Source organism: Pseudoalteromonas sp. SG44-8 (genome assembly GCF_014164125.1).
GTDB lineage: Bacteria > Pseudomonadota > Gammaproteobacteria > Enterobacterales > Alteromonadaceae > Pseudoalteromonas > Pseudoalteromonas rhizosphaerae.
In genome coordinates, this window is record NZ_JACJEQ010000035.1 from 14,128 (window position 1) to 35,233 (window position 21,106).

At 39.1% G+C, this 21,106-nt stretch carries 19 protein-coding genes; 13 read left to right on the forward strand and 6 right to left on the reverse strand.

What is annotated here, in order from left to right; all coding sequences use genetic code 11:
* The first annotated feature begins 188 nt into the window (after positions 1 to 188).
* Positions 189 to 1,928 (forward strand): SulP family inorganic anion transporter, encoded by a 1,740-nt coding sequence (locus tag H5163_RS18675; RefSeq protein ID WP_182735720.1) that lies wholly within the window; start codon positions 189 to 191, stop codon positions 1,926 to 1,928.
* A 120-nt stretch (positions 1,929 to 2,048) separates the two neighbouring features.
* On the opposite strand, the gene H5163_RS18680 is transcribed toward H5163_RS18675, so the two are convergent.
* Complete coding sequence (locus H5163_RS18680) at positions 2,049 to 2,384, reverse strand: zinc ribbon domain-containing protein YjdM (protein WP_145241806.1); 336 nt, start codon at positions 2,382 to 2,384, stop codon at positions 2,049 to 2,051.
* Between the two features lie 190 nt (positions 2,385 to 2,574).
* On the opposite strand from H5163_RS18680, the gene H5163_RS18685 reads away from it, so the two are divergent.
* The 3 genes from H5163_RS18685 to H5163_RS18695 all read left to right on the forward strand — a co-directional run bounded on the left by H5163_RS18685 (position 2,575) and on the right by H5163_RS18695 (position 6,350).
* On the forward strand, positions 2,575 to 3,936 hold the full coding sequence (locus H5163_RS18685; RefSeq protein ID WP_182731126.1) for an MFS transporter: 1,362 nt from the start codon (positions 2,575 to 2,577) through the stop codon (positions 3,934 to 3,936).
* Positions 3,937 to 4,116: 180 nt separating this feature from the next.
* Positions 4,117 to 5,673: a sensor histidine kinase gene (locus tag H5163_RS18690; protein WP_145241810.1), complete on the forward strand. Its 1,557-nt coding sequence runs from the start codon at positions 4,117 to 4,119 to the stop codon at positions 5,671 to 5,673.
* On the forward strand, positions 5,673 to 6,350 hold the full coding sequence (locus tag H5163_RS18695) for a response regulator transcription factor (protein WP_182735733.1): 678 nt from the start codon (positions 5,673 to 5,675) through the stop codon (positions 6,348 to 6,350). Before H5163_RS18690 ends, H5163_RS18695 begins: the two co-directional genes overlap by 1 nt.
* A gap of 38 nt (positions 6,351 to 6,388) precedes the next feature.
* Here H5163_RS18695 and H5163_RS18700 read toward each other — a convergent pair whose 3' ends face one another.
* Positions 6,389 to 7,255, reverse strand: a complete 867-nt coding sequence (locus tag H5163_RS18700) for a delta-class carbonic anhydrase (protein WP_182735721.1) — start codon at positions 7,253 to 7,255, stop codon at positions 6,389 to 6,391.
* 230 nt (positions 7,256 to 7,485) lie between these two features.
* Between H5163_RS18700 and H5163_RS18705 the strand changes: the two genes are divergently transcribed.
* Entirely contained in the window at positions 7,486 to 9,186 is a 1,701-nt protein-coding gene (locus H5163_RS18705) for a diguanylate cyclase (protein ID WP_182735722.1), read from the forward strand.
* Positions 9,187 to 9,245: 59 nt separating this feature from the next.
* Here H5163_RS18705 and H5163_RS18710 read toward each other — a convergent pair whose 3' ends face one another.
* The gene (locus H5163_RS18710) at positions 9,246 to 9,494 is read right to left on the reverse strand and encodes a hypothetical protein (RefSeq protein WP_145241816.1); all 249 of its coding nucleotides are present in this window, start codon (positions 9,492 to 9,494) and stop codon (positions 9,246 to 9,248) included.
* Positions 9,495 to 9,680: 186 nt separating this feature from the next.
* On the opposite strand from H5163_RS18710, the gene H5163_RS18715 reads away from it, so the two are divergent.
* The 6 genes from H5163_RS18715 (at position 9,681) to H5163_RS18740 (ending at position 16,053) form a co-directional block, all read left to right on the forward strand.
* The gene (locus H5163_RS18715; RefSeq protein WP_182735723.1) at positions 9,681 to 10,829 is read left to right on the forward strand and encodes a hypothetical protein; all 1,149 of its coding nucleotides are present in this window, start codon (positions 9,681 to 9,683) and stop codon (positions 10,827 to 10,829) included.
* 270 nt (positions 10,830 to 11,099) lie between these two features.
* On the forward strand, positions 11,100 to 11,573 hold the full coding sequence (locus H5163_RS18720) for a YqhA family protein (RefSeq protein ID WP_145241820.1): 474 nt from the start codon (positions 11,100 to 11,102) through the stop codon (positions 11,571 to 11,573).
* Between the two features lie 546 nt (positions 11,574 to 12,119).
* Positions 12,120 to 12,482 carry a hypothetical protein gene (locus tag H5163_RS18725; RefSeq protein WP_145241822.1) on the forward strand — a complete coding sequence of 121 codons (363 nt, stop codon included), beginning with the start codon at positions 12,120 to 12,122 and terminating at the stop codon, positions 12,480 to 12,482.
* A 587-nt stretch (positions 12,483 to 13,069) separates the two neighbouring features.
* A complete protein-coding gene (locus H5163_RS18730; protein ID WP_182735724.1) occupies positions 13,070 to 13,225 on the forward strand; it encodes a hypothetical protein in 156 nt (51 codons plus the stop codon).
* Positions 13,226 to 13,310: 85 nt separating this feature from the next.
* Positions 13,311 to 15,431, forward strand: coding sequence for a TonB-dependent receptor (locus H5163_RS18735; RefSeq protein ID WP_182735725.1), 2,121 nt, complete (start codon positions 13,311 to 13,313; stop codon positions 15,429 to 15,431).
* Positions 15,432 to 15,744: 313 nt separating this feature from the next.
* Positions 15,745 to 16,053 carry a hypothetical protein gene (locus H5163_RS18740; RefSeq protein WP_145241827.1) on the forward strand — a complete coding sequence of 103 codons (309 nt, stop codon included), beginning with the start codon at positions 15,745 to 15,747 and terminating at the stop codon, positions 16,051 to 16,053.
* A gap of 94 nt (positions 16,054 to 16,147) precedes the next feature.
* Here the strand turns inward: H5163_RS18740 and H5163_RS18745 are convergent, their stop codons facing one another.
* Both H5163_RS18745 and H5163_RS18750 read right to left on the reverse strand, forming a co-directional pair.
* The gene (locus H5163_RS18745) at positions 16,148 to 16,786 is read right to left on the reverse strand and encodes an ACP phosphodiesterase (protein ID WP_182735726.1); all 639 of its coding nucleotides are present in this window, start codon (positions 16,784 to 16,786) and stop codon (positions 16,148 to 16,150) included.
* Between the two features lie 116 nt (positions 16,787 to 16,902).
* Complete coding sequence (locus tag H5163_RS18750) at positions 16,903 to 18,033, reverse strand: AraC family transcriptional regulator (RefSeq protein WP_257323987.1); 1,131 nt, start codon at positions 18,031 to 18,033, stop codon at positions 16,903 to 16,905.
* Between the two features lie 226 nt (positions 18,034 to 18,259).
* Here H5163_RS18750 and H5163_RS18755 point away from each other — a divergent pair, with 226 nt between their 5' ends.
* Positions 18,260 to 19,069, forward strand: coding sequence for a DUF2306 domain-containing protein (locus tag H5163_RS18755; protein ID WP_182735727.1), 810 nt, complete (start codon positions 18,260 to 18,262; stop codon positions 19,067 to 19,069).
* Between the two features lie 251 nt (positions 19,070 to 19,320).
* On the opposite strand, the gene H5163_RS18760 is transcribed toward H5163_RS18755, so the two are convergent.
* A complete protein-coding gene (locus H5163_RS18760) occupies positions 19,321 to 20,337 on the reverse strand; it encodes a metal-dependent hydrolase (RefSeq protein WP_182735728.1) in 1,017 nt (338 codons plus the stop codon).
* 293 nt (positions 20,338 to 20,630) lie between these two features.
* Between H5163_RS18760 and H5163_RS18765 the strand changes: the two genes are divergently transcribed.
* A complete protein-coding gene (locus H5163_RS18765) occupies positions 20,631 to 21,002 on the forward strand; it encodes a hypothetical protein (RefSeq protein WP_182735729.1) in 372 nt (123 codons plus the stop codon).
* Positions 21,003 to 21,106: the final 104 nt, after the last annotated feature.

Here is a 21,106-nt window from a genome sequence, read left to right on the forward strand (position 1 = left end):
ATGTGATAACACCAACCAGCTAATATCGCTCAACCTTAAACTTTTTCATCAGACTTAACACTCAATCAAAAGCAGTCCTAAGCCTAAGTATCTGCTATTTATTAAAAAAATCCTCACCCCTGAGCTATACTTGTTAATATATTAAATTTACTATCCAAGTGTGCTTACGATTAAATAAGGAAACTTTAGTGCTGTCGCGTTTGTATGATTTTATGCCGGGTTTAAACACTTTACTTCATTATGAACGAAAGTGGTTTGCTGATGATGTGAGGGCTGCGTTATCCGTTGCCGCCGTTGCTCTACCTGTTGCTATCGCGTATGCACAACTTACTGGGGTTAACGCCGCTGTCGGGCTATATTCATGCATATTACCCATGATTTTATATGCCCTGTTTGGTACTTCCAAACAATTGATTGTCGGACCCGATGCAGCAACATGTGCGGTTATTGCTGCAGTGGTGACACCACTTGCAGCTGGGGACAGTGTTAAACACTGGCAACTCGTTGTAACTATGACCGCGATGACTGGCTTTTGGTGCTTTATTGCTAGCCGATTTAAATTAGGGGTATTAGCAGACTTCTTATCCAAGCCTATTTTAATGGGCTTATTAAACGGTGTTGCAATTACGATTATTGTCAGCCAATTTTCTAAAGTATTCGGTTTTACCTTCGATGACAGATATTTACTTGAACGATTAGGAGGTGTGCCTACTTATTTATCACAAACCCACATCCCTACTCTATTAATGGCCCTGTTTACCCTCGGTGTTTTTTTTGCCATGAAGCGACTAAAACCGACTTGGCCAGCATCGATGTTTGCTATCGCATTTGGTGCCCTATTAGTGTGGGTTTTTAATTTAAAACAGTTTGATATCAACACAATTGGCACTGTAACCGGTGGCCTTCCAGTGTTTAACACCCCTATTTATGATATTGGTATTATTCGTGAACTTGTCGTGCCAGCACTTAACTTAGCAATTGTCAGCTTTGTCAGTATGATGCTTACAGCCCGCAGTTTTGCCGCTAAAAATGGCTACGACATAGATGCAGACAAAGAGTTTAGAGCGTTAGGTATTGCTAACATTGGCTCTGCTTTATCGCAAGGTTTTGCTGTCAGTGGTGCAGACTCTCGAACAGCTGTTAACGATGATTCCGGTGGTAAAACGCAATTAGTGTCGATTATCGCAGCGGGAATTATTGCTGTTATCGCCCTATTTTTAACCGCTCCCCTAGAATTTATTCCCAGTGCAGCATTAGGTGTTGTGCTTATTATTGCTTCAATCCATTTATTAGACTTAAAAGCCGTTTGGCAATTAAAGCGTAAAGACAAACAAGCATTTTACCTTGCGCTAGCCACCTTATTCGCAGTGTTATTTATTGGCGTAATACCAGGCATCACTCTCGCTGTACTATTGGGGTTATTCCAGTTTATTCGCACCGTAATGCGCCCTACCGACAATATATTAGGTGTTGATATTAAGGGCGTTGTTAGGAGCCTTGATGCCACAGATAAAGCAAAGTCAGTACAAGGAGTCTTTATTTATCGTTTTAATTCTCCTTTAACTTACTTTAATGCCGGTTACTTTAAACGGCGTTTGCTAGAACAATATGCGCGGCAAAAAGACGACACGCAATGCGTTATTATCGACGCAGTCCCCTGCTTCACCCATTTAGATTTAAGTGTCATGGCCATGCTCGCCGATTTAGACGTGATATTTAAAAAACGTGGTATTCGATTAGAACTTGCTGGCAGAAAGCGGCAATTACTATCATGGTTTGAAATTGCTGGTATGACATCCGGTAAAGACGGCATCTACGTGCATTCAGATCTCTATATTGCCTTACAAAAAAACAGCGTCAGCCAACCAAGTGCACAAGTGAATTTATTTACAACACATCCAAATGAGGGTACTGCAGAACAGTTATAAACATGCGTATGTAATTATGATTGTTGCAAGCAACTAAGGCGATAGTCCTTGCTTCCCCTAATTTAGTAAGGACTTTATACAAACCACGTTTTTTCGTAAATCACTCAGTGCAAAACCTGTTCAGGCTTTTTTAACAAATTTAGCAGTCACTATCATTTCGCCTACGCCATCGACCTTACAATCGAGCTGATGATCTTTAGCATCTTTTATCCAGCGTATAACCGCTTTACTGCCAATTTTTATCACTTGTGAGCTACCTTTGATTTTTAAATCTTTTACTACAGTCACTTTATCGCCTTCGCACAAAAGCGTGCCATTGGCATCTTTTACGCTAATCACATCGTTTAACAGTATCGCATCTGGATCCCACTCATAAGCGCACTCAGGGCAGATCAACAAGGTTTGATCTTGGTATACAAAGTCAGATTGGCATTTAGGACAGGAAGGTAAAGACATAAATTAGCGTGCGTAAGTAAATTTATAACAATGGTAATGGCTAATAATGATTTTGTCTATTTGTGGAGTTATTACGATATAAAGTTAATAAATGCATTGCTAAAGCATACCAATGAAGACTTTAAACTACTTGGAAAACATCCCTAGTTATTCTAGTATCTATTGGTCAAAGCTTATTATTTGCATTTAAATGAAATCATTTCCGTCACTATATTTTGCTAATCTATTTTTAATTATTGGCACCGGTTTACTCACCACCTATTTAGCCCTCTATTTAGGGAAAAATGGCATCTCGACCTTTTGGATTGGGTTAATGACCTCGTGTTATTACATGGGTTTGTTGCTTGGCTCAAAGCTTGGTTATCACCTTATTAAATCGGTCGGCCATATTAGAACCTTTGCAGCCAGTACCGCCGCTGTTTTAGCGTGCGTTGCAGCACATGGCGTTAGCGATAATATTTATTTATGGTTAGCCCTGCGGCTATTTGTAGGCCTTGGTATGATGTGTAATTACATGGTGCTCGAAAGCTGGCTCAACGAACAAGCTGCACCAGAGTCTCGCGGGCGAGTGTTTTCGTTTTATATGATCACCTCTTATCTGGGTATGATTTTAGGTCAATTTGCATTAGCCGAATTCCCAGAGCTTGGCTATGCACCACTATTTTTAGTGTGCATGGCGCTGGCAATTGGCATTATTCCTATTTCAATCACTCGTAGGATTCACCCCAAGCCATTAAAACCAATTCAAGTCAGTCTGTTTGACTACTTTAAAAAAGTACCGCAATCACTTACAGCTGTTCACTTTGCGGGTATTATAAATGGCAGCTTTTACGGCCTTGCACCAACATTTGCCAAGTCATCTGGGTTTAATTCGTCAGAAATTGCCATTTTTATGTCTGCCACTATTTTTGCAGGTCTGATCGCGCAATGGCCAATGGGGATATTGTCGGATAAAATACGTCGTAGCGTGTTGATCCGCACCAATGCGGTTGCGATTGGTGTAGTTAGCTTGGCTTTATTTTTGCTACCTATTACGCAAACACTCGCCTTTGCACTCACTTTTATGTTTGGGTTGTTCGCCTTTACTTTATATCCATTATCCTCAGCCTTAGCTAATTCACGCGTTGAAGATGAAGAGCGCGTTGGCGTGTCATCTGCGTTATTAGTTGTTTTTGGAGCCGGTGCAGCACTTGGTTCAACTGCCAATGCACAAGTTATGACCTATTTTGGTCACCAAGCCCTTTATGCCTCCATCGCATTATTAACGGTGATAATGTACTTATTACTCACTTACATTAATTCGAAACAAAAAGTAGAACAACCGGAGCCGAGTGATTACGTTGTAGGCACATCAGACGTTACCAACTCGCCTCTGGCTGCGACCATGGATCCACGAATAGAAGAAACGACTGCCCACGAGCAAATGTTGGTGGTCGATGAAATTGATGATGAATATGAAGAAAACAATGCAGTCTTTGATACCGATGATCCGCAGGGAGACCTGTTTAAAGACTTTCAAACGCAAGACGAAACCGCAGAACTAAAAAAATAGCGATTCATTTTCGATATAATAAAAGCAGGTAACAGCCTCTATTTACCTGCTTTTATTTAGCTTTATTTAGCAGCTATCGTCATCTACGTAAGCTTTAGACTCGGTACTTAGTTACGAGTCTATTGCGTAGCAAAAACCTTCCATGTACCCTTATCAAACGTCCCAAATCAGTAAACCACTATGTATAAGCGCAAACTTTTTTATTTTGGCCTGACAACTGCTTTTATTTTATTTTTGGCACTACTGAGCACCGCAATTTCCGCTCATTTAACTCGCGAAAACCTGCTACAAAGTAATATTGCTCAGTCATTATTAGTTGAGCATGAAAAGCTATCGAGTATCTCTTACCGACTTTTTAAACAGCTAACCGATGAAATCATTTTTGGTCAAAATGCCAACCAAGCCTATGTACGAAAAAAACAAAACCTGATCCAGCAATCAATTAACCAAATCAAAAAACTGGAGATTGAGCAACGCAATGCATTAGGCCTATCCTTCACTAAAGGCAGCGTTGAAGACACCGATGAACTTGTAAGGCTCATTGATGAAATAACTGTTGAATTTAGAGCCGTAGTAAGCAGTGATAACAAAGCGCCTTTAAATCAGCAAGCACAGCTAAAACGCTTACTTGAAGTAACCATAGACGATCAATTTAGAGAGGCAATCAACTCGGCAGTAGCGCGTCAGGCACGTGTTGTGGCGGCGATCAATGCAAAAATTGAGATGCTTAATACCACTATTTTATGGTTTGCGATTGGCCTAGGTGCCCTCTCAATTCCGCTAATATTATATGGCTGCTATTGGCTGTTTAATCAACTTTATCAACCACTGATATTAATCGCTAATGCAACTAACTCGATTGCGTTAGGACACTATCAAAAGCCAATCTCAGTAAAACTAGATGATGAGTTTGAAGAGCTTGCAACATCGATAAACCAGCTTGCACTGCGCCTGCAAGAACACGAAAAAAACGCAATAAAATCAAGAAAACAATTAGAACTTGAAGTAAAACAGCGCACCAGTGAGCTCACTGAAGCCAACCTGCTGCTCACAAAAACTGACTCTCGGCGCCGCCAGTTTATCGCTGATGTATCACATGAACTGCGCACACCACTGACGATTATCAGAGGTGAAGCGCAAGTTACACTAAGAATGCAATCGGTATCGGTTGATGACTTTAACCAAACCCTCACATCAATACTTGAGCAAGCTGTAAGCCTAAGCCGCTTAGTTGATGATTTATTACTATTAACACGGGCAGAGATGAATCAAATAAATCTCGAAGTTATACCGACCAAAATCATGTCGTTGATCGCATCAGAAGTTGCTAAATGGCAAAAGCTCAATCCAAGTCGTGCTATAACCTTCGAAGCCAGCACAGAACTAAATGAGCAACTGGTCACCATAGATATACGACGGATCCAGCAAGTACTGGCTATTTTATGCGATAACGCGATCAAATATTCAAAGTCAGATCAACCTATTGATATTAGCCTACATAGAACAGATTTATTGATCACTATTGCTATAAAAGATTATGGCGAAGGGATCTCAGCAGCTGAAGTCGATAATATTTTTGAGCGCTTTGTGCGCTTTAGTAAACACAGTGAAGGGCTTGGGCTTGGGTTGCCAATTGCAAAAGCCATTATCGAAGCTCATGACGGCAGTATTAGCGTTACCTCAACCCAAGGGCAAGGATCTATATTTTCAATCTCTTTACCGGTAGGACACAAATGATGAATATTCTTCTCGCAGATGACGAACTACCACTGTTAAACTTTCTATCACGGGGATTACGCAGTGAAGGCTATGAATGTACAAGCATCAATGAATTACATGAAGTCCTGCCGTTTATTAAAAAAAACTCACCGCAAATAGTGATACTCGATAGATTATTTGGTTCACAAGATAGTTTATCAATATTGGAAGCGGTCAAAGCCCTCCCCAACCCACCTATGGTGCTAATGCTAACTGCCTTAGACGAAGTCCCTGAACGCGTCAAAGGATTAGAAATGGGAGCGGATGATTATCTATGCAAACCTTTTGATTTTGACGAACTATTAGCCCGTGTATTAGCATTAAAACGCCGTATGACGGCACCGCAACAGCAAGACCAAACAACGCTTAATATTGGCTCATTAGCATTACTCATTCAGCAACGTATTGCATTACTAAATGGTGAAGAATTAGCACTGACAAAAATTGAATTTGAGTTACTGCTGTACTTTGTAGAAAATCAAGACAAGGTGCTGTCTCGTGAGCGGATACTTAGCCGTGTATGGCAAACTTACAGCGAACCCAATACTAATATTATTGACGTGTATGTCAGCCGATTAAGAAAAAAAATAGAAACAGATCCTAATTTAACTATTCAAACGTTGCGCGGAAATGGTTATAGGATGAATCTAAAATAGTGCGAGTTGACTACTCGCACTTTAAATACAGGATTAAATCACTGAGAAATAGGTGATAACAACTTAGGGTTTTGCACTAAATTACGCACCCCATGGGCATGATCTTCGTTAAATACATTCTCATCACACCACTTACCAACGCTGTTGATATCGACTACGGCAACGTGTGGTCTAACACTCCAACTAACTTGTAATGGCGATGCTTTTTCATTATATGCAGGGCCCGTTGTTGAACCTAAATACTCAATAGGGATGCCGGTATTAGTAGGAATATTAGGTGCTTGGTAATAACCATTAACTTGCTCAACATTTGCAAGCTGTGCAAAATTAACAGCATCTTTGTCATTGGCTAGCACGATTACTTGTCCTTCAACTCTAAGAGCTGGATTCATTGTGCTTTGAGCTAAACAAGCCCCCAATGTCGGGCCAGGTGTAACTTGTGCTGATGAATAAACAAAGTGTACTTCTAGAGTATCACCCACCTTTAACGACTCACCTTTTGCCGCACAAATTTTACTTTTTACAGGCTGTAATTGAGCAGCTGATAATTTGCGCTCAGAAAGGTAACCTGTATGATGACCTTTGCCATCTCCATTGCCAGCATAAGTGGTAAACTCCCCGCCTTTATGCTCCGCATTTTTATGAAAATGAATGTTGCATAAATTAAGCTCACTACGGCTTGGCGCCATCCCAAAGCTACGTAAGTTAGTACCATAATTTTGGTCTATATCGCGAGGTGATTGTGGCCCAAAACCTTTACCCTGAGTGTTTTTATCAAGTGCTTCACGTTGCTCGGCCACAATACTATCACTAACATTCTTTGCGCTCACAACCGCACTAGTAACTGCCAATGTAGACAAACCAATGACACATGCACATTTTACAAAAACTGCTGTTTTAATCATTTTCACTTTTATTTATGCCCTTTATAAAGTTAATAAGGCCATGTTATTGAAAGTATCTAAAAAAGACTTAACTGGAACATTAAAATAAGATTAAAACCCAGCGAATAATAATCAATGTATTTGAAGAGCCTAAAGCCTTCCCTTTAAATATATACTAGCTGCTTATTTTATTGCTCGACAAACAAACAATTAAAGTTAAAAATAAGTCTTTCATAAGAGGGACTTTATGTATGGTAAACCGTGTTTTATACCTTTTTTTGCTTATTTTTATCTCATGCGGTGTATACGCAAAGACTGAGAGCCTTCAATCACCTAGTGTTAATATCAAGACCGCTAATGTTAATTTAACTCAATTTCCTATGGGTTACTTTATTGATACAAGTCTAGAAATGCCTTTCGAACAAATACAACAGCAACAATTCACCCCAAGTAAAAGTGAAGTAACCTTAGGGCCAAATGCAAAAATAACTTGGTCTAAAATAATCATTAACAATGAGTCCCCACAACAACTGCGGCTATTTTTGCATAACTCAGATGCATATCACCTACAAGACATTGATTTTTATGAGACAAAAAATGGAGAACTATTAAAAAAAATCAACATTCAATTAGATAAGCCAGGACCACATCCCAATATATTTGGCGGTAGTGCCATATTTTCATTTCATCTTGCAGCAGGTGAAAATAAGACAATTTTTGTTAGAAGCGTCACTTTTTCTCACCAGTGGTATGCCCTCGCTCTTTTCGATGAGGAGTACTCAAAACGCGCATTAGTTGGCAGTAGTAGCTACATTGCTTTGCTTGTGGGAATGATGCTGGCATTAATGCTTTATAACTTTTTCTTATATTTATCGGCAAGAAAAATTGAAAACATTGTTTATGCCTTTTATTTAATTTCCGGCATCATTTGGGTATCACTTTCCTATGGTTTAGGCGCTAACTTTTTTGGGATTTTTAGTGCCGACCTTCTGCAATTTAACTCGACTTTGTATAGCATGCCTAGTTTTTTAATCCTATTTATGATGCTTATATTTGAAACCAAAAAGCGCTACCCCAAAGAGCATATTGCACTGTGTATTATTTTAACTATATTAGTAGCCGAATTTTTTTATAGTCTATTCGACTTGGTTAGCGCATTAAAACCTGCGAGCAGTTTAGCTGCACTAATGATGACTGTGACTTTAGGAGTATCGATATCTTTATGGCGAAAGCGAGACCCCCTCGCTAAGTACTTCTTTTTGGGTCATGCAATGTTTATTATTTTTAATATGTTGGCGGTGCTTTATTACAAGGGCATAACCGAATCAAATCAAATTAATAGTCATGGCGTGGGTATAGGTATTGTACTTGAAGCGCTAATGATGGCATTTATTTTGTCATACCGGATCAGAACATTAGAAAAAATAAAATCAGCACAATCTGAATTAAAGCGCCTCGCAGATACCGACCCTTTAACCAAACTATACAACCGCCGCTACTTTGACAAAGCCTGTTCGCAATTGCTAGCAAAAAGCAAAACTGCAAAAAAAGAGCTGTCGATAGTTATTGCCGATCTCGACTTTTTTAAAGGCATAAATGACACTTACGGCCACGATATTGGCGATCGCGTTATTATCGAGTTTGCAAATATTTTAACAAAGCAACAAAAAGTAGATGATATTGCATGTCGATTTGGTGGCGAAGAATTTATATTATTACTGAACTGTGATGCTGACAATGCCAAGATTATCGCACAACGTATTCGCAGTACCGCTGAAAAGTGTATTGTGAAAACAGAAAATAACCAAGAAGTTCGCTTTACTGTCAGTATTGGTATCAATCAGGTATCGCAAACGGCTAACAATATAAAAGAAAGTATATCATTGGCCGATCAAGCTCTTTATAAAGCAAAAAAACAAGGCCGAAATTGTATTGTTGTCATTAAAGAGTAAGTCTATTAATAACTTTTACCACAAAAGGTTACGGCTGATTTTCAATTGCCTTTGCAAGATTAATGTAACTTTTTAGGCCCACTACGAACAAGCTCTTTACCGTTTTCAAACACATCTTGTGTTACCCAGCGACCTAACAACAACTTGTGGTTATCATCAAGTACTGCTACAAACGGGCGACCATTGGTATTATTGGTCGCCAGTGCCACACCGGCTACATTTTTTAAGCCCAATCCACCGTTATCAATCAATAACAAAAAAGCCTCTAGCTCTGCGAGGGTGTCAATTACATCGTTATCATTAATCATGCTGTTTACTCAGTTACAACTTAATAAGTGAAGGATAGCAGTTTATGAAAATAGGCTCTAGAGGCTGATTAAAAGTTAAAGATGAGAGTTAAAGCCCTAATCAACGTATTTATTTGCGCTTACTCGCTCTAAATCAGATAGTAGCCTTTGCATTCAAACTATTAAAACAGCTTATATAGGAAAACCATGATCAAACGACTTTTAGCCGCGAGCTTAATCTTCTCTTCCGGCTCTGTTTTTAGTGCTAACCCAACAGTTGAAGAGCTACGTATTAAGCAAGCCACAACCGCTATGCCACAAGTTTTAGATATCTTTTCTGAGGATATAGCGCTATTTGAACAAAGCTGGAAAAGCCTAGGAAACTTTAAACAGGCAACTGACTTACTACATGATTACTCAACCCAACTCTGGCTCAACGCCAAACAACACATTACCGTCACTAAAAGCTACGATGACAGAGCACTTTACTGGGCTCGCCTACTTTCAAGTAAAATAATCCGTACAACAAAACCTGAATTTGCATTAACAACTGCCGAGCAAAGCACATTGTTAACAATGCTAGAAAATGGCAGTCGCGGTCGCACCGACCTTGCCTACTCTAAAAACACCACCAAAAAGATTTTACTAACAGGCTTTGACCCATTTTTGTTGGATAGTAACATCAATCAAAGTAATCCATCCGGTGTGGCCGCATTATTACTCGACGGCCAAGTAATTACTTATCAAGGCATCAGCGCTGAAATAAATACTGTAATGGTGCCTGTTCGCTATGAAGACTTTGATCAAGGTATTATTGAAGAATTACTCGCCCCCTATTACGCACTGAACAACGTAGATATGATAGTTACCGTTAGCATGGGTAGTAAAGACTTTGATCTTGAGCGCTTTCCAGGTAAACGACGCAGTGTAACCGCCCCCGACAACGCAAATATTGTCTATGGCGGCACAGCAAAAGCGCCACTTATTCCAAACCTAAACGATCGTCCATTGCCTGGCAGCGAATTTGTGCAGTTTAGTTTGCCCATTACGCAAATGCAGCAAGCCAAAGGGCCATTTCCGATAAATGACAATCACAAAGTTGTTACACTGGAAAAAGCCTTTGAGCCTAAAATTTTAGCTGAACTAAAAGGTGCGATTGCAGTAAAAGGCGGCGGTGGCGGTTACCTGTCTAACGAAATTTCGTACCGCAGTATTCGCCTGCGTGATCAACTCAATTCAGATATTCCTACTGGGCATATCCATACACCGCGCATAGCGCAGTTTGAACCAGAAACAGAAGCTAAAATAGTCAAACAAATTCAAGCAATGTTAGAGCAAAGCTTAGTGGCTTTATAAACCAATTTATAAGAAGATATGACTTCAGGCTTCCTCCTCTAAAGAGGGAAGTCTGAAGTGGGTGGACTATGTCACGCCTGTTACAAGTGGTAATACTCTAAACTAATTACTTATTTCATTTAGCCGCAGCACTTTTACATATTGAATTAAACAAATCAATGATATCACCCCATGTTCGTTTGTTCCCTATAAAGGCGAAAATACCTATAAAAACAAACTGATTTAAACTATCCTTCGTATAGATAATACAATCATCAAAAGTTGAGTAGCATGGAACGTATTTTTCAAAACAGTCGGTTTTTAGTTATAATCGCCGTCATCACCGCAGCAATATCATCATTACTTGTTTACGTTTCATGTATCAACATCGTTATTCATATAGTAAAAAGCACTATTATGAGCCTCCCTGATTCAGCAAAGGATGGCAAAGAATTAATAGTGGAACTTTTAAAAATTCTTGACTTACTGCTAATTGGCATCACGCTACAAGTAATTGCTATTAGTTTATATCGTCTATTTATCTCGACCACAAAACCTAATGAGAGCCAGTTCTTAGCTGCATTTAACATAGAAGATTTTCATGATTTAAAAATAACTTTAGTACAAGTTACCTCAGTTGTATTAGTGATTTTATTTTTAGAACATGCTGTGGAATTTGGCGGAACTATAGAAACGCTTTACTTAGGTATTGCAATTGCTATCGTCATTGCAGCATCAACATTTGCTTGGCGATCGATGAAGTGACGATGCTAAATAAATATGTTTATTGCACCTAATTAACCTGTTCTTCGGGAATAAATCTATCTCCAGCGGGTATTTTCAACGCTAACCATGTTAAATTTACTGACAATAAACTCGATATTAACACCTCAACTCGCCTTGTGATCCCTGTAAACATCTTAACCAAAGCTCAAACTGATAAAAGTAAGTGTAATGGACTGTTAGAGTAAATAATTTTCTAAATAGTATAAACACGTCCTAGCGAGTAACCAGCTAAGCCTTGCCTTTATAGTTTGTTATTTAGTTATTCTACTGTGTATATTACCGGCTAGCACTTATCAAAAAGCAAAGTAATTTTCCGTAAACATATCGCTTGGGATTAGCTAATTTCAATCTTGATAAACCTATTATTGGCAAAAATGAAGAACCTTATCAAAACGCGAATTTAATAACCATGGCTGCAATACTTGATTGAATTATTATTAATGAATAAAAATGTTAATGAGGTGTTTATTTTGTGTATTAATTGATATATTGTTGTATCTGAAAAACAAACATAAGGACGAAAAAATGAAAAAGGTATTAACAATAGCAACTTTACTAGCCGCTAGCGTATTTTCTGTTCAAGCAAGTGCAAGTTCAATGGAATGCTATGTAGACACTCAAGCATATGATCAATACACACCAAATAGATGTATGGCACTCATCTATGGTCAAAATAAGGCAACAGCAGTATTTCGTGTTATCGGCAATGGGTCTGCTATCGATAGTGTAATTTGGTCCAATGCAGCCCAATCTTGTGGCACCTCAGGTACTTCTTGCTCATTTGAAATAAGGTCTTTTAAACCTTATAAAGCGGAAGCAACAATCCTTTATACAAATGGCAGCTGGAGCAAAGTTTCTGCAATTGCATCATTTGAAGATGGTCGCTAAAAGTTGATAAGTAATTATTAATCATGTGAATTTAGGGCTTTTTAACACCATTTAATAAAGCCCTATAAGATGCAAAAAAACTCATATTTAACCCTTTCACACTATCAAACCTCGCGCTTTACAATTACCTAAAAATCAAGCTTACTTTAACAAGCAATCAAATCATCAAACATAGCAGCTCAGTCTATGTCACTGTTGACGTTGTCACTCATAACGACAGCCTATAAATTATCGTTTTTGGGTAAAAAGCGTTGAACTGATAAAAAATGGCAAACTAACAAAGCCTATTCCCTGATTCATGTCTGATTTAGAGGTTTTACTTATAAAATAAAAACACAAGACACTGATTTTAAATAAATTAATTAAAACTTTATAATTAAACAGATTATTTTACTTATTCAGCTCTCGACATTGCAAAAAAAACAACGTTATACTATCACTTGATGAAACACATGAATTTACACTCACTCAGACACAATAAAACGCTATTAAAATATTTAATGGTGTTTTTACTGCTGTTCAGTGTTTTTTCACAGTGGCACTCAACTGTTCACGCAGTACAAAGTAGCACAGAGTGCCAACTCTGCATGAGTTCGTTTGATTTTGACGATTTAATATCTCCTACCACCAGTATATTTGAACCTGAAAGCAACCGCTACAGCGCTGTTTTAGCCTTACACTCCCCGCAATTTAGCGCAACCGTTGCGTTTTCAGGTAATCGTGATCCACCGAATACTCTTTAAAGTTTACTGTTAAAAAACCGTTTTATAAAGACTGTTTACCATTGGGTAAGCAGCCAGTTTTAGTGCAAATTTTAGAGATTAAACAATGAAAATTAAGTATTCACCATTAGTTTTGGCGGTATTAACTGCTATCAGTACACACGCAATGGCAGCAGAGAAACAAATACAAAAAGATGAAAGCGATTTAGAAAAAATTGTTATTACAGCTTCACCGCTTAAACGTACCGTACTTGAATCAAGCACCCCAGTATCAATTCTTAGTGGCGAAGAGCTTGATCAGCACCAAGCAGCAACCCTTGGCGAAACCTTAAAAAATGTGCCAGGTGTACACAGCTCTTATTTTGGACCCGTTGCCAGTAGCCCAATTATCCGAGGATTAGATGGACCTCGAATCAAGGTTGTACAAAACGGATTAGGCGCATCTGATGCATCACGCGTTGGCCCCGATCACCAAGTATCAACCGAAACCTCTACGGCCACACAAATTGAAGTATTACGCGGCCCTGCTACTTTGCTTTATGGTAGTGGTGCAATTGGCGGCGTTGTTAATGTGGTTGATAACCGCCTCCCCATTGAAAGACAACAAGGTATTACTGGGGAAGTATTTGCTCAGTACGATAACGTAGCAGATTCAAAAACAACATCTACTGATTTAAATGCCGGAACGGGTGACTTTGCTGTTCATATTGATGCTTACAACCGTAATACCGGTGACTATAAAATACCTGTTCCCGCTGATATTAATGAACATGGTGGCAGTACTAAACTCTCAAACTCAGCAATCGATGCACACGGTTATAACTTAGGAGCTGGCTGGATCACTGACGATACTCGGGTTGCTTTTGCCTATGGAACAATGGACTCAGAATACGGTTTACCTGGTGAAGATGGTGTATTTATTAAGTTAAAACAAGACCGCTATCAAGGTGTTGTTGATTGGAATAATCTTGACGGTTTTATAAAATCGGTGCATTGGCAAAATGCATATACTGATTATCAACACTCAGAAATTGAAGGGACTGAAATAGGCACTACTTTTAAAAATGAAAGTATCGAGTCTAGACTATGGGCAGAGCACAGCGCGGTTTATGGTTGGCACGGCATAATGGGCTTACATTATAACAAAAGTGATTTTGAAGCGATTGGCGAAGAAGCCTTCACACCACCAACAAAAACCGACAGTTTAGCCGCATTTTTAATGGAAGAAAAACAAACAGGTGCTTTATTGTGGCAGCTTGGTACACGCGTGGAGCAACTAACCCATAAAGTGAATAACCAATTTTTTGATGAGCTATCAACCGATAATAGCATCTCATTTGCAGATGAAGATTACACGGCGGTTTCAGGCTCTGCAGGAGTAGTTTGGAGCATTAACGACAAGCACTCATTAGCATTTAATTATGCATATTCAGAACGCGCCCCCTCTTCATCTGAAATTTTTGCATATGGCCCACACATTGGCTCTGGCACTTACGAAGTAGGTGGTGGTTTTAATCTTACTAACGATAACGGTAATTATTCGGTGGTGCAAAACGGCCAAAGCATGAATAAAGAAGTGTCTAATAATATAGATGCAACCTATCGTTATAATACTGACAACTGGAATGCAAGCTTAAGCCTGTTCCAAAACCAAGTGAATGACTACATATACGAAGACGTTAGTAACCTTGTTCTCAGTGATGGTGAGTTTATTACGGCGCAAGATTACCAACAACTACAAAGTAGCGGCGCAGGATCAGAGGAAGAAACCGATGGTTTACCTGTTGTACTCTTTGCCCAGCAAGATGCACAGCTGTATGGTTTTGAAGCACAAGTTGACTGGCACTTAAACGAACAATGGCGTCTGGATGTGTTTTCGGATTATACCCGCGCTAAACTAGATAAAGGCGGTAACGTACCAAGGATCCCACCATTACGTGTTGGTTCTTCAATACATTATGAATACGGTAATTGGCACACTGAAGTAGAAGTCACTCGCAACAGTAAGCAAGATAAAATTGCCGCAAACGAAACCACCACCGACGGCTATACCATGCTATCAGCCGCTGCTAACTACTACCTTGATTTAGGTAACGTTGACATGACATTGTATTTAAAAGCCGACAATCTAACCGATCAAGAAGCGCGCGTGCACTCATCTTACTTAAAAGACGAAGCACCACTTCCTGGCCGCTCAGTTAGCCTTGGCGTAAGAGCGCGTTTTTAAAAAAGACGCCTAGCCACAAATTAAATTAACAACACAAAATCCCCCAGCATGTAAATGTATGCGGGGGATTTTTTAATAAGTAATGTGATTGTTTAGTAGAACAACTCAAGTATGAAAGCAGGATGCTGCTTCATACGATCTGGTCTCTCAATTTCATCCCACCAGCAGAGTAAGTAAAGTGACCAAGAAACATTTAAAATGCAATTTAATCTGATATTTAATTTAAGTCACTGCCAAAGTTGTTACCCATCTACAAGCTCGGTTATAATCGGTTTTTATGGCTACATTTTTAGCCTCTAATTGGATTAAAACGATGAAAAAACTCTCTGCGGTGCAAATAAAACAACAAGCACTGGTACTTAAAGTTGCTGATGCAATTGAAGAGCAAGGCCGTAATGAACTCTCTGGCATGCTGCAATGCTGGTTTGACGTGGAATATCACTTATTTCCGGGCTCTTTACTAATGTGTTTTCAGTTTGAGAATCAGCAGGCGTTAACAGCAGCAGAGCCTGATTTATTGAAGTGGCAGAAACGTTTAAGTGGTGCAATGCTTAAAAAAGGCGTTATTTTAAAAGATATGCGCAAGCATTTAGTTTTCACCCTGAAAGGGCCTGATGATTAAGTCAGATATTAGCCATCAATCAAGCCGTTTTTATTATGATGCGGCCTTTTTGGGTCAGAATTTATTCCATCAAAAGCTAATTATCAATATCGCATCATTTTAAGCTAAAGCCTGACCTACATTTAAAAGTTTCCACACTAGCATCGTGAGCTCCTTCAATATCTCGTTGATTTACATACTTAATCAATTCCGGGAAAAACGCTAAGAATATGGCATCTAATTCAGTGTAATGAAGGGCTATATCCGCAGCAGCGTCAGAAAAAGAATTAGTAAAGCGAATGCGCTTGGCAATATTATCAAGTGCAACCCCGACCCCTTCGACGGTTTCGTATTCTTTAAACCAATCATTCTGCGTCATATGTTTTACAACACTTTGCATTCTTGGCGGCATAACTGCAATACGGTTATTCAAAAGCTGATAGCTGGCTTGCTTAAAGTCACTTAGAGGTTGGTCGTTAAATCGTTGCCAATGCTGAATTAAAAAATGATCGAACACTACATCAATAGCTACAGCCGCAAAGCGCTTACGCTGAGACGAAAAATATTGTTTAGCTTCCTTTACTAGAGGGTGAGCATCTGTAAATTTGTCGACTAAATAGTGGTTCTCTAGTGCATTTTTTACCGTGATTGGCAATTGCTCTACATGCCTATTACCGCCAAAATCACCAAGCAAGTTGCCAAAGTGTGAATCTGCTGTAGGCTGCGCCAAATAAAGATGAGCTAAGTAGTTCACACTGTTCTCGGTTATTGTTAATACAATGCAGATAATACTCTAAGCTTGACTAAATTACTCATTCACTATAGCTATCTAATATTCTTGATTAACTATAAAAACAAACCTATAACTCGCTAATCAACAAGCTCCCGTATACCTTCATTATAGTAGTCACCGTTTTGTTTTCGATATTCATTAGGAATGTCACCCACAATACTTTTAAACACCCGGTTAAAAGTCGCAAGAGAAGAAAAGCCACTCTCAAGTGCTATGCTTAAAATACTCCACTCTTTGGCCTGATCGCATATCAATAACTTTTTTGCATACTTAACGCGGTATTGGTTAATAAATAAATTAAAGTTAGCTACTTTATAGTGATAGCGAATGGCTCGGCTAACTTTGTACTCAGGCACCATTAGCGCTTGTGCAAAATCTGAAATTTTGAGGCTGGCTTGTAAGTAAAGCTGCTGCTCATTGATAAGCTTTGTAATGCCAACTATCAATTCAGGCTCTACATCTTGATTGCCGCTTTCATTTAGATGACTCGTGTCATTGTTAATAGTGCCAATATCATCTTCTTGCTTTAGCGCTTGGTCATTTTTCACTCTTGCTTGAAGGGCCATGACTGCTTGCATCGCTAATACAATTAAAAGCGCAGATGAAGTAATAATTATGGGATTGTAAAGCTCAATTTCAGCCGCACTAAATATGAACTTTGGCAGAATGCTGGCATTAAACACAGCTAAAAAGAATGCACTAGCAAAGAGTATTGATTGCAGTTGTTGTGATTGTGTTTTACCGCTGTAGCCCCTTATCGCTTCCCAAAAAGACAGCGCAAGGATACTTGATGAAAGCAATATGGTGACCTCATTCACCCCTTGCTTTAAGCGCCACATTATATCGCTAGTAGGTAAAGGCTGAGGATCAAGGCTCACTAAGTAATGCCATGTTTGATTAAACATGATCAAGCCAGCAATGGTTACTGCAAAAGCCACATGCCTGCGGGAAATTGGCGAGTGCTCACGAAATAACGTTCTTGCAATCAGCCATGAAACATTACATGTTGCGCAAGTAAACAACCCAATTAGATATTGATACGCGCCAACACTTTGCGCACTGAGCTTTTGTGCTGCCACCATACAAAGCGAGCCACAAAATATCACAAATAAATAATGAACCAGCTGCTTATCTTTTTTCAACGCATTTAAAAACATTAACCCCAAACAAACAAAAAGAAGAAGATAATAAGGGGAATAATTTTGCATAATAGCGTGCTCTTAAAGTGACGTTTAAACCAACAACGTTGTCTAAATCACATAGTACAAAGTAACGCTCATATTAGCAAAAAGACTTTGTTAGAGAATGTGTCTATAACTAATTAGCTAAAGCGCAAAAATTATCAATATATCGTTGCTCAAGTTTCGAATTTGATAAGCATTTGCCATGTAAGTCTTTATATTTGGGTTATTGAAAGGTTTGATGGAAAAATATATGTTGATGCAAAAAATGAAAATAACCCCCAAAAAGCTCCTCGATAACAGTAAAAAATTGTGGTTTATTTGCTTGCTCATAGCACAAGGCTGCTTTGTAACTTACCTTATATTGGGATATGGCCTGACCAGTGTCACCACAGGTTTGTCAGGGTGGAGTCGTCTTAACAATACAGCATATGCTGCGAGTGACCCCACCGGTAATATACTGTATGCGACGCATGTGTTACTGGCCATAGTGATGATAATTGGCGGTAGTTTACAGCTAATACCCGCATTAAGAACGAAGTATAACAAATTCCACCGCTACAACGGACGCGTATTCGTTTTGTTAGCATGTACTATCTCAATGGCTGGCATGTATCTCATTATTGTTAGAGGAACAGTGGGTAACACATTAATGCATAGCCTTACTATATTTGCTGGTTGCGTGGTCATTTTATCGAGTATATTAGCAGTACAAGCCGCCAGAGGGCGTAATATCAATACTCATCAAATATGGGCGATCCGTTTATACCTTGCAGCAAATGGTGTGTTATTTTTTAGGCTGATGATTTTTGCCTGGTTTTTAACATTCGGCTCACTTGGAATTGATACCGCAACGTTCACAGGCCCAACGGTATTAACTATTAGCATATGTTCTTATGTGATGCCGCTGCTCATAGCTGAGCTAGTAAGGTACGCAGGTAGAACAACGAATAAAGTGATAACAACCGTCACAGCAGGCTTAATGGTGTTGATATCCTTTGTATTTTTAGTAGGCTTATTTGGTGTAGTGTTAGCAAATTGGTACCCGGCGATAATTGGCTAATAGCCACATAATTAGTTAGCAGTAATACCTGCAGAGTGAAAATATAACGCAGCTGGGTCGGTCAACAACCCAGCTTTATTTATATCAATGAAGTGAGCTTCGCCTTGGTAACTTTTTATTGCTCAAGTAGAACAGAGTGCTCTTACTTAGTTATCGTGTATTGCTGAATGGCGCTTTGCTAAAACGGTTTTCCTCATCTTGCCTTTAAAAATTTAAGGCCTAAGCAACCGTCTATTTCAGGGAGATGTAGGCTATTTTTCGGTAGTTTCTAAATTAACATTTGGGTTAGTAATGCGGGCAAAAATGAGTCCAAGCTTCTCTAGTGGAAATCGATTGCTGAGTTGTTGATAAGGGCCAGGGATCAACTGCTGATCTTTTTGCTGTGCAACCACAAATGAAAATACATAATAACCTTCAAGACCCATTCTTAAATCACTCATAATTACTTGCTCATCTTGTTGATAAACACCATAAAGGCCTTTAGTAAATGCTTGCAGTAGCTTGATCTGTTTGGCATCTTTAAGCTGTGTTAGCAGCGCATTTTCGGTTGGGTAAAATTGCATATCAACGTTTTCAACATCATCAAACACCGACGTATAAACCTCATAATGGCCCTGCTCAGTAACGACTACCGCCCGCCACAGCAAAGTATTAAAAGGAGTTGGCGTACTTTCAAAGTCTGTAAATGTGATATTTTGCGTATTCAACGCCTTATAAACCTTATCATTAATGTGCCATTTAGCCGCTAAACCCCACGTTAAATATAGCGAACTGATAATTAATGCATTAGTAATAATACGCTGTGCATAAGGGCGCATGCTTACAAATAAAAGCACTATACAAGAGAGCAACAATGGCAAAGTATACGCAGGATCAATAATAAATATGCTCGATATACCAAAGGGGTAAGTCGTCAGTGGCCACAGCAACTGTGTACCATAGACGGTAAAACTATCGAGCAATGAATGGGTACTCAAAATTAAAAACATGGCAACCGACCAACGCGTCAGGGACACACCCTTAGCCCAATTCATTTTAAGTAAAAGCCACGCAAACAAAGGGCTCACTAGCAGCTGTATAAGCAAAGAATGACTAAAACTGCGGTGATAGACAAAGTTTTCGACATCGCCACCAAAATTAATTAGCACATCTAAATCAGGTAACGTGCCAAACCCCGCGCCGACCAATAGCGACTTTCGGCCAAGCTTATTGCCTAAGACTGAATAAGCAACTGCGCTACCAAGTACAACTTGTGTCAGTGAATCCAATGAAACCCCCTTTATAACTATGTAAGTACTGACCATATGATACGGCCTTATCACGACAGTCGATCGCTATAAGTATTTAACTTAAAAAATTAGCAAAGCTAAACCAGCAACTTAACAACAAGCCAAGTTTACCTGTTCAATTACAATTGTATTTTGTTAATTCAGTAACCAGTCAGCCCTATTTTGTTATCACTATTAGCATGTTTTTTCGGTACTGCATGAACCATAAAACGTTTTGCTTAACCTATTGCTCAATTTAATTGTAACTAGCTTATAGAGGCCCCCATCACATTATGACCACGAATTTTCTAAGTAAACCACAACAAGTCGCACTGCAACAAGCGCTTATCAAGAGCAAGCTGCTAAATGGTTACACAATAAATAGTGATAACACGCCCTCTGCTGAGCAGCAAATATATAGCCATATCGCCGTCACACTTTACCGCTTTAATTTACAAAAAATAAAATGGTCATCTTTTTTCAAAACAGCAATCAGCATAGCAAGTAATGAATGCCAATGGTTATCGAGCGAACTTGCCAGATGCCAACAAGACTACAAAACCCAGCCTAATGAAAGCGTAATACTAGAACAAAGTGCATTTTTTAGTGGTATTTTTAGCGAAGAACTCTCCTACATTGATGCTTTACTTGGGACAGCAGCGTAAGCTGAATAAAGGACCTAGGTTTTAGGTGCTGGAGTGATTTGCAGTATGGTAGTTGTGTCGTTTGTGAGTGTTTTAATTTGCACAGAAAGGGTAAGAGTCACTGC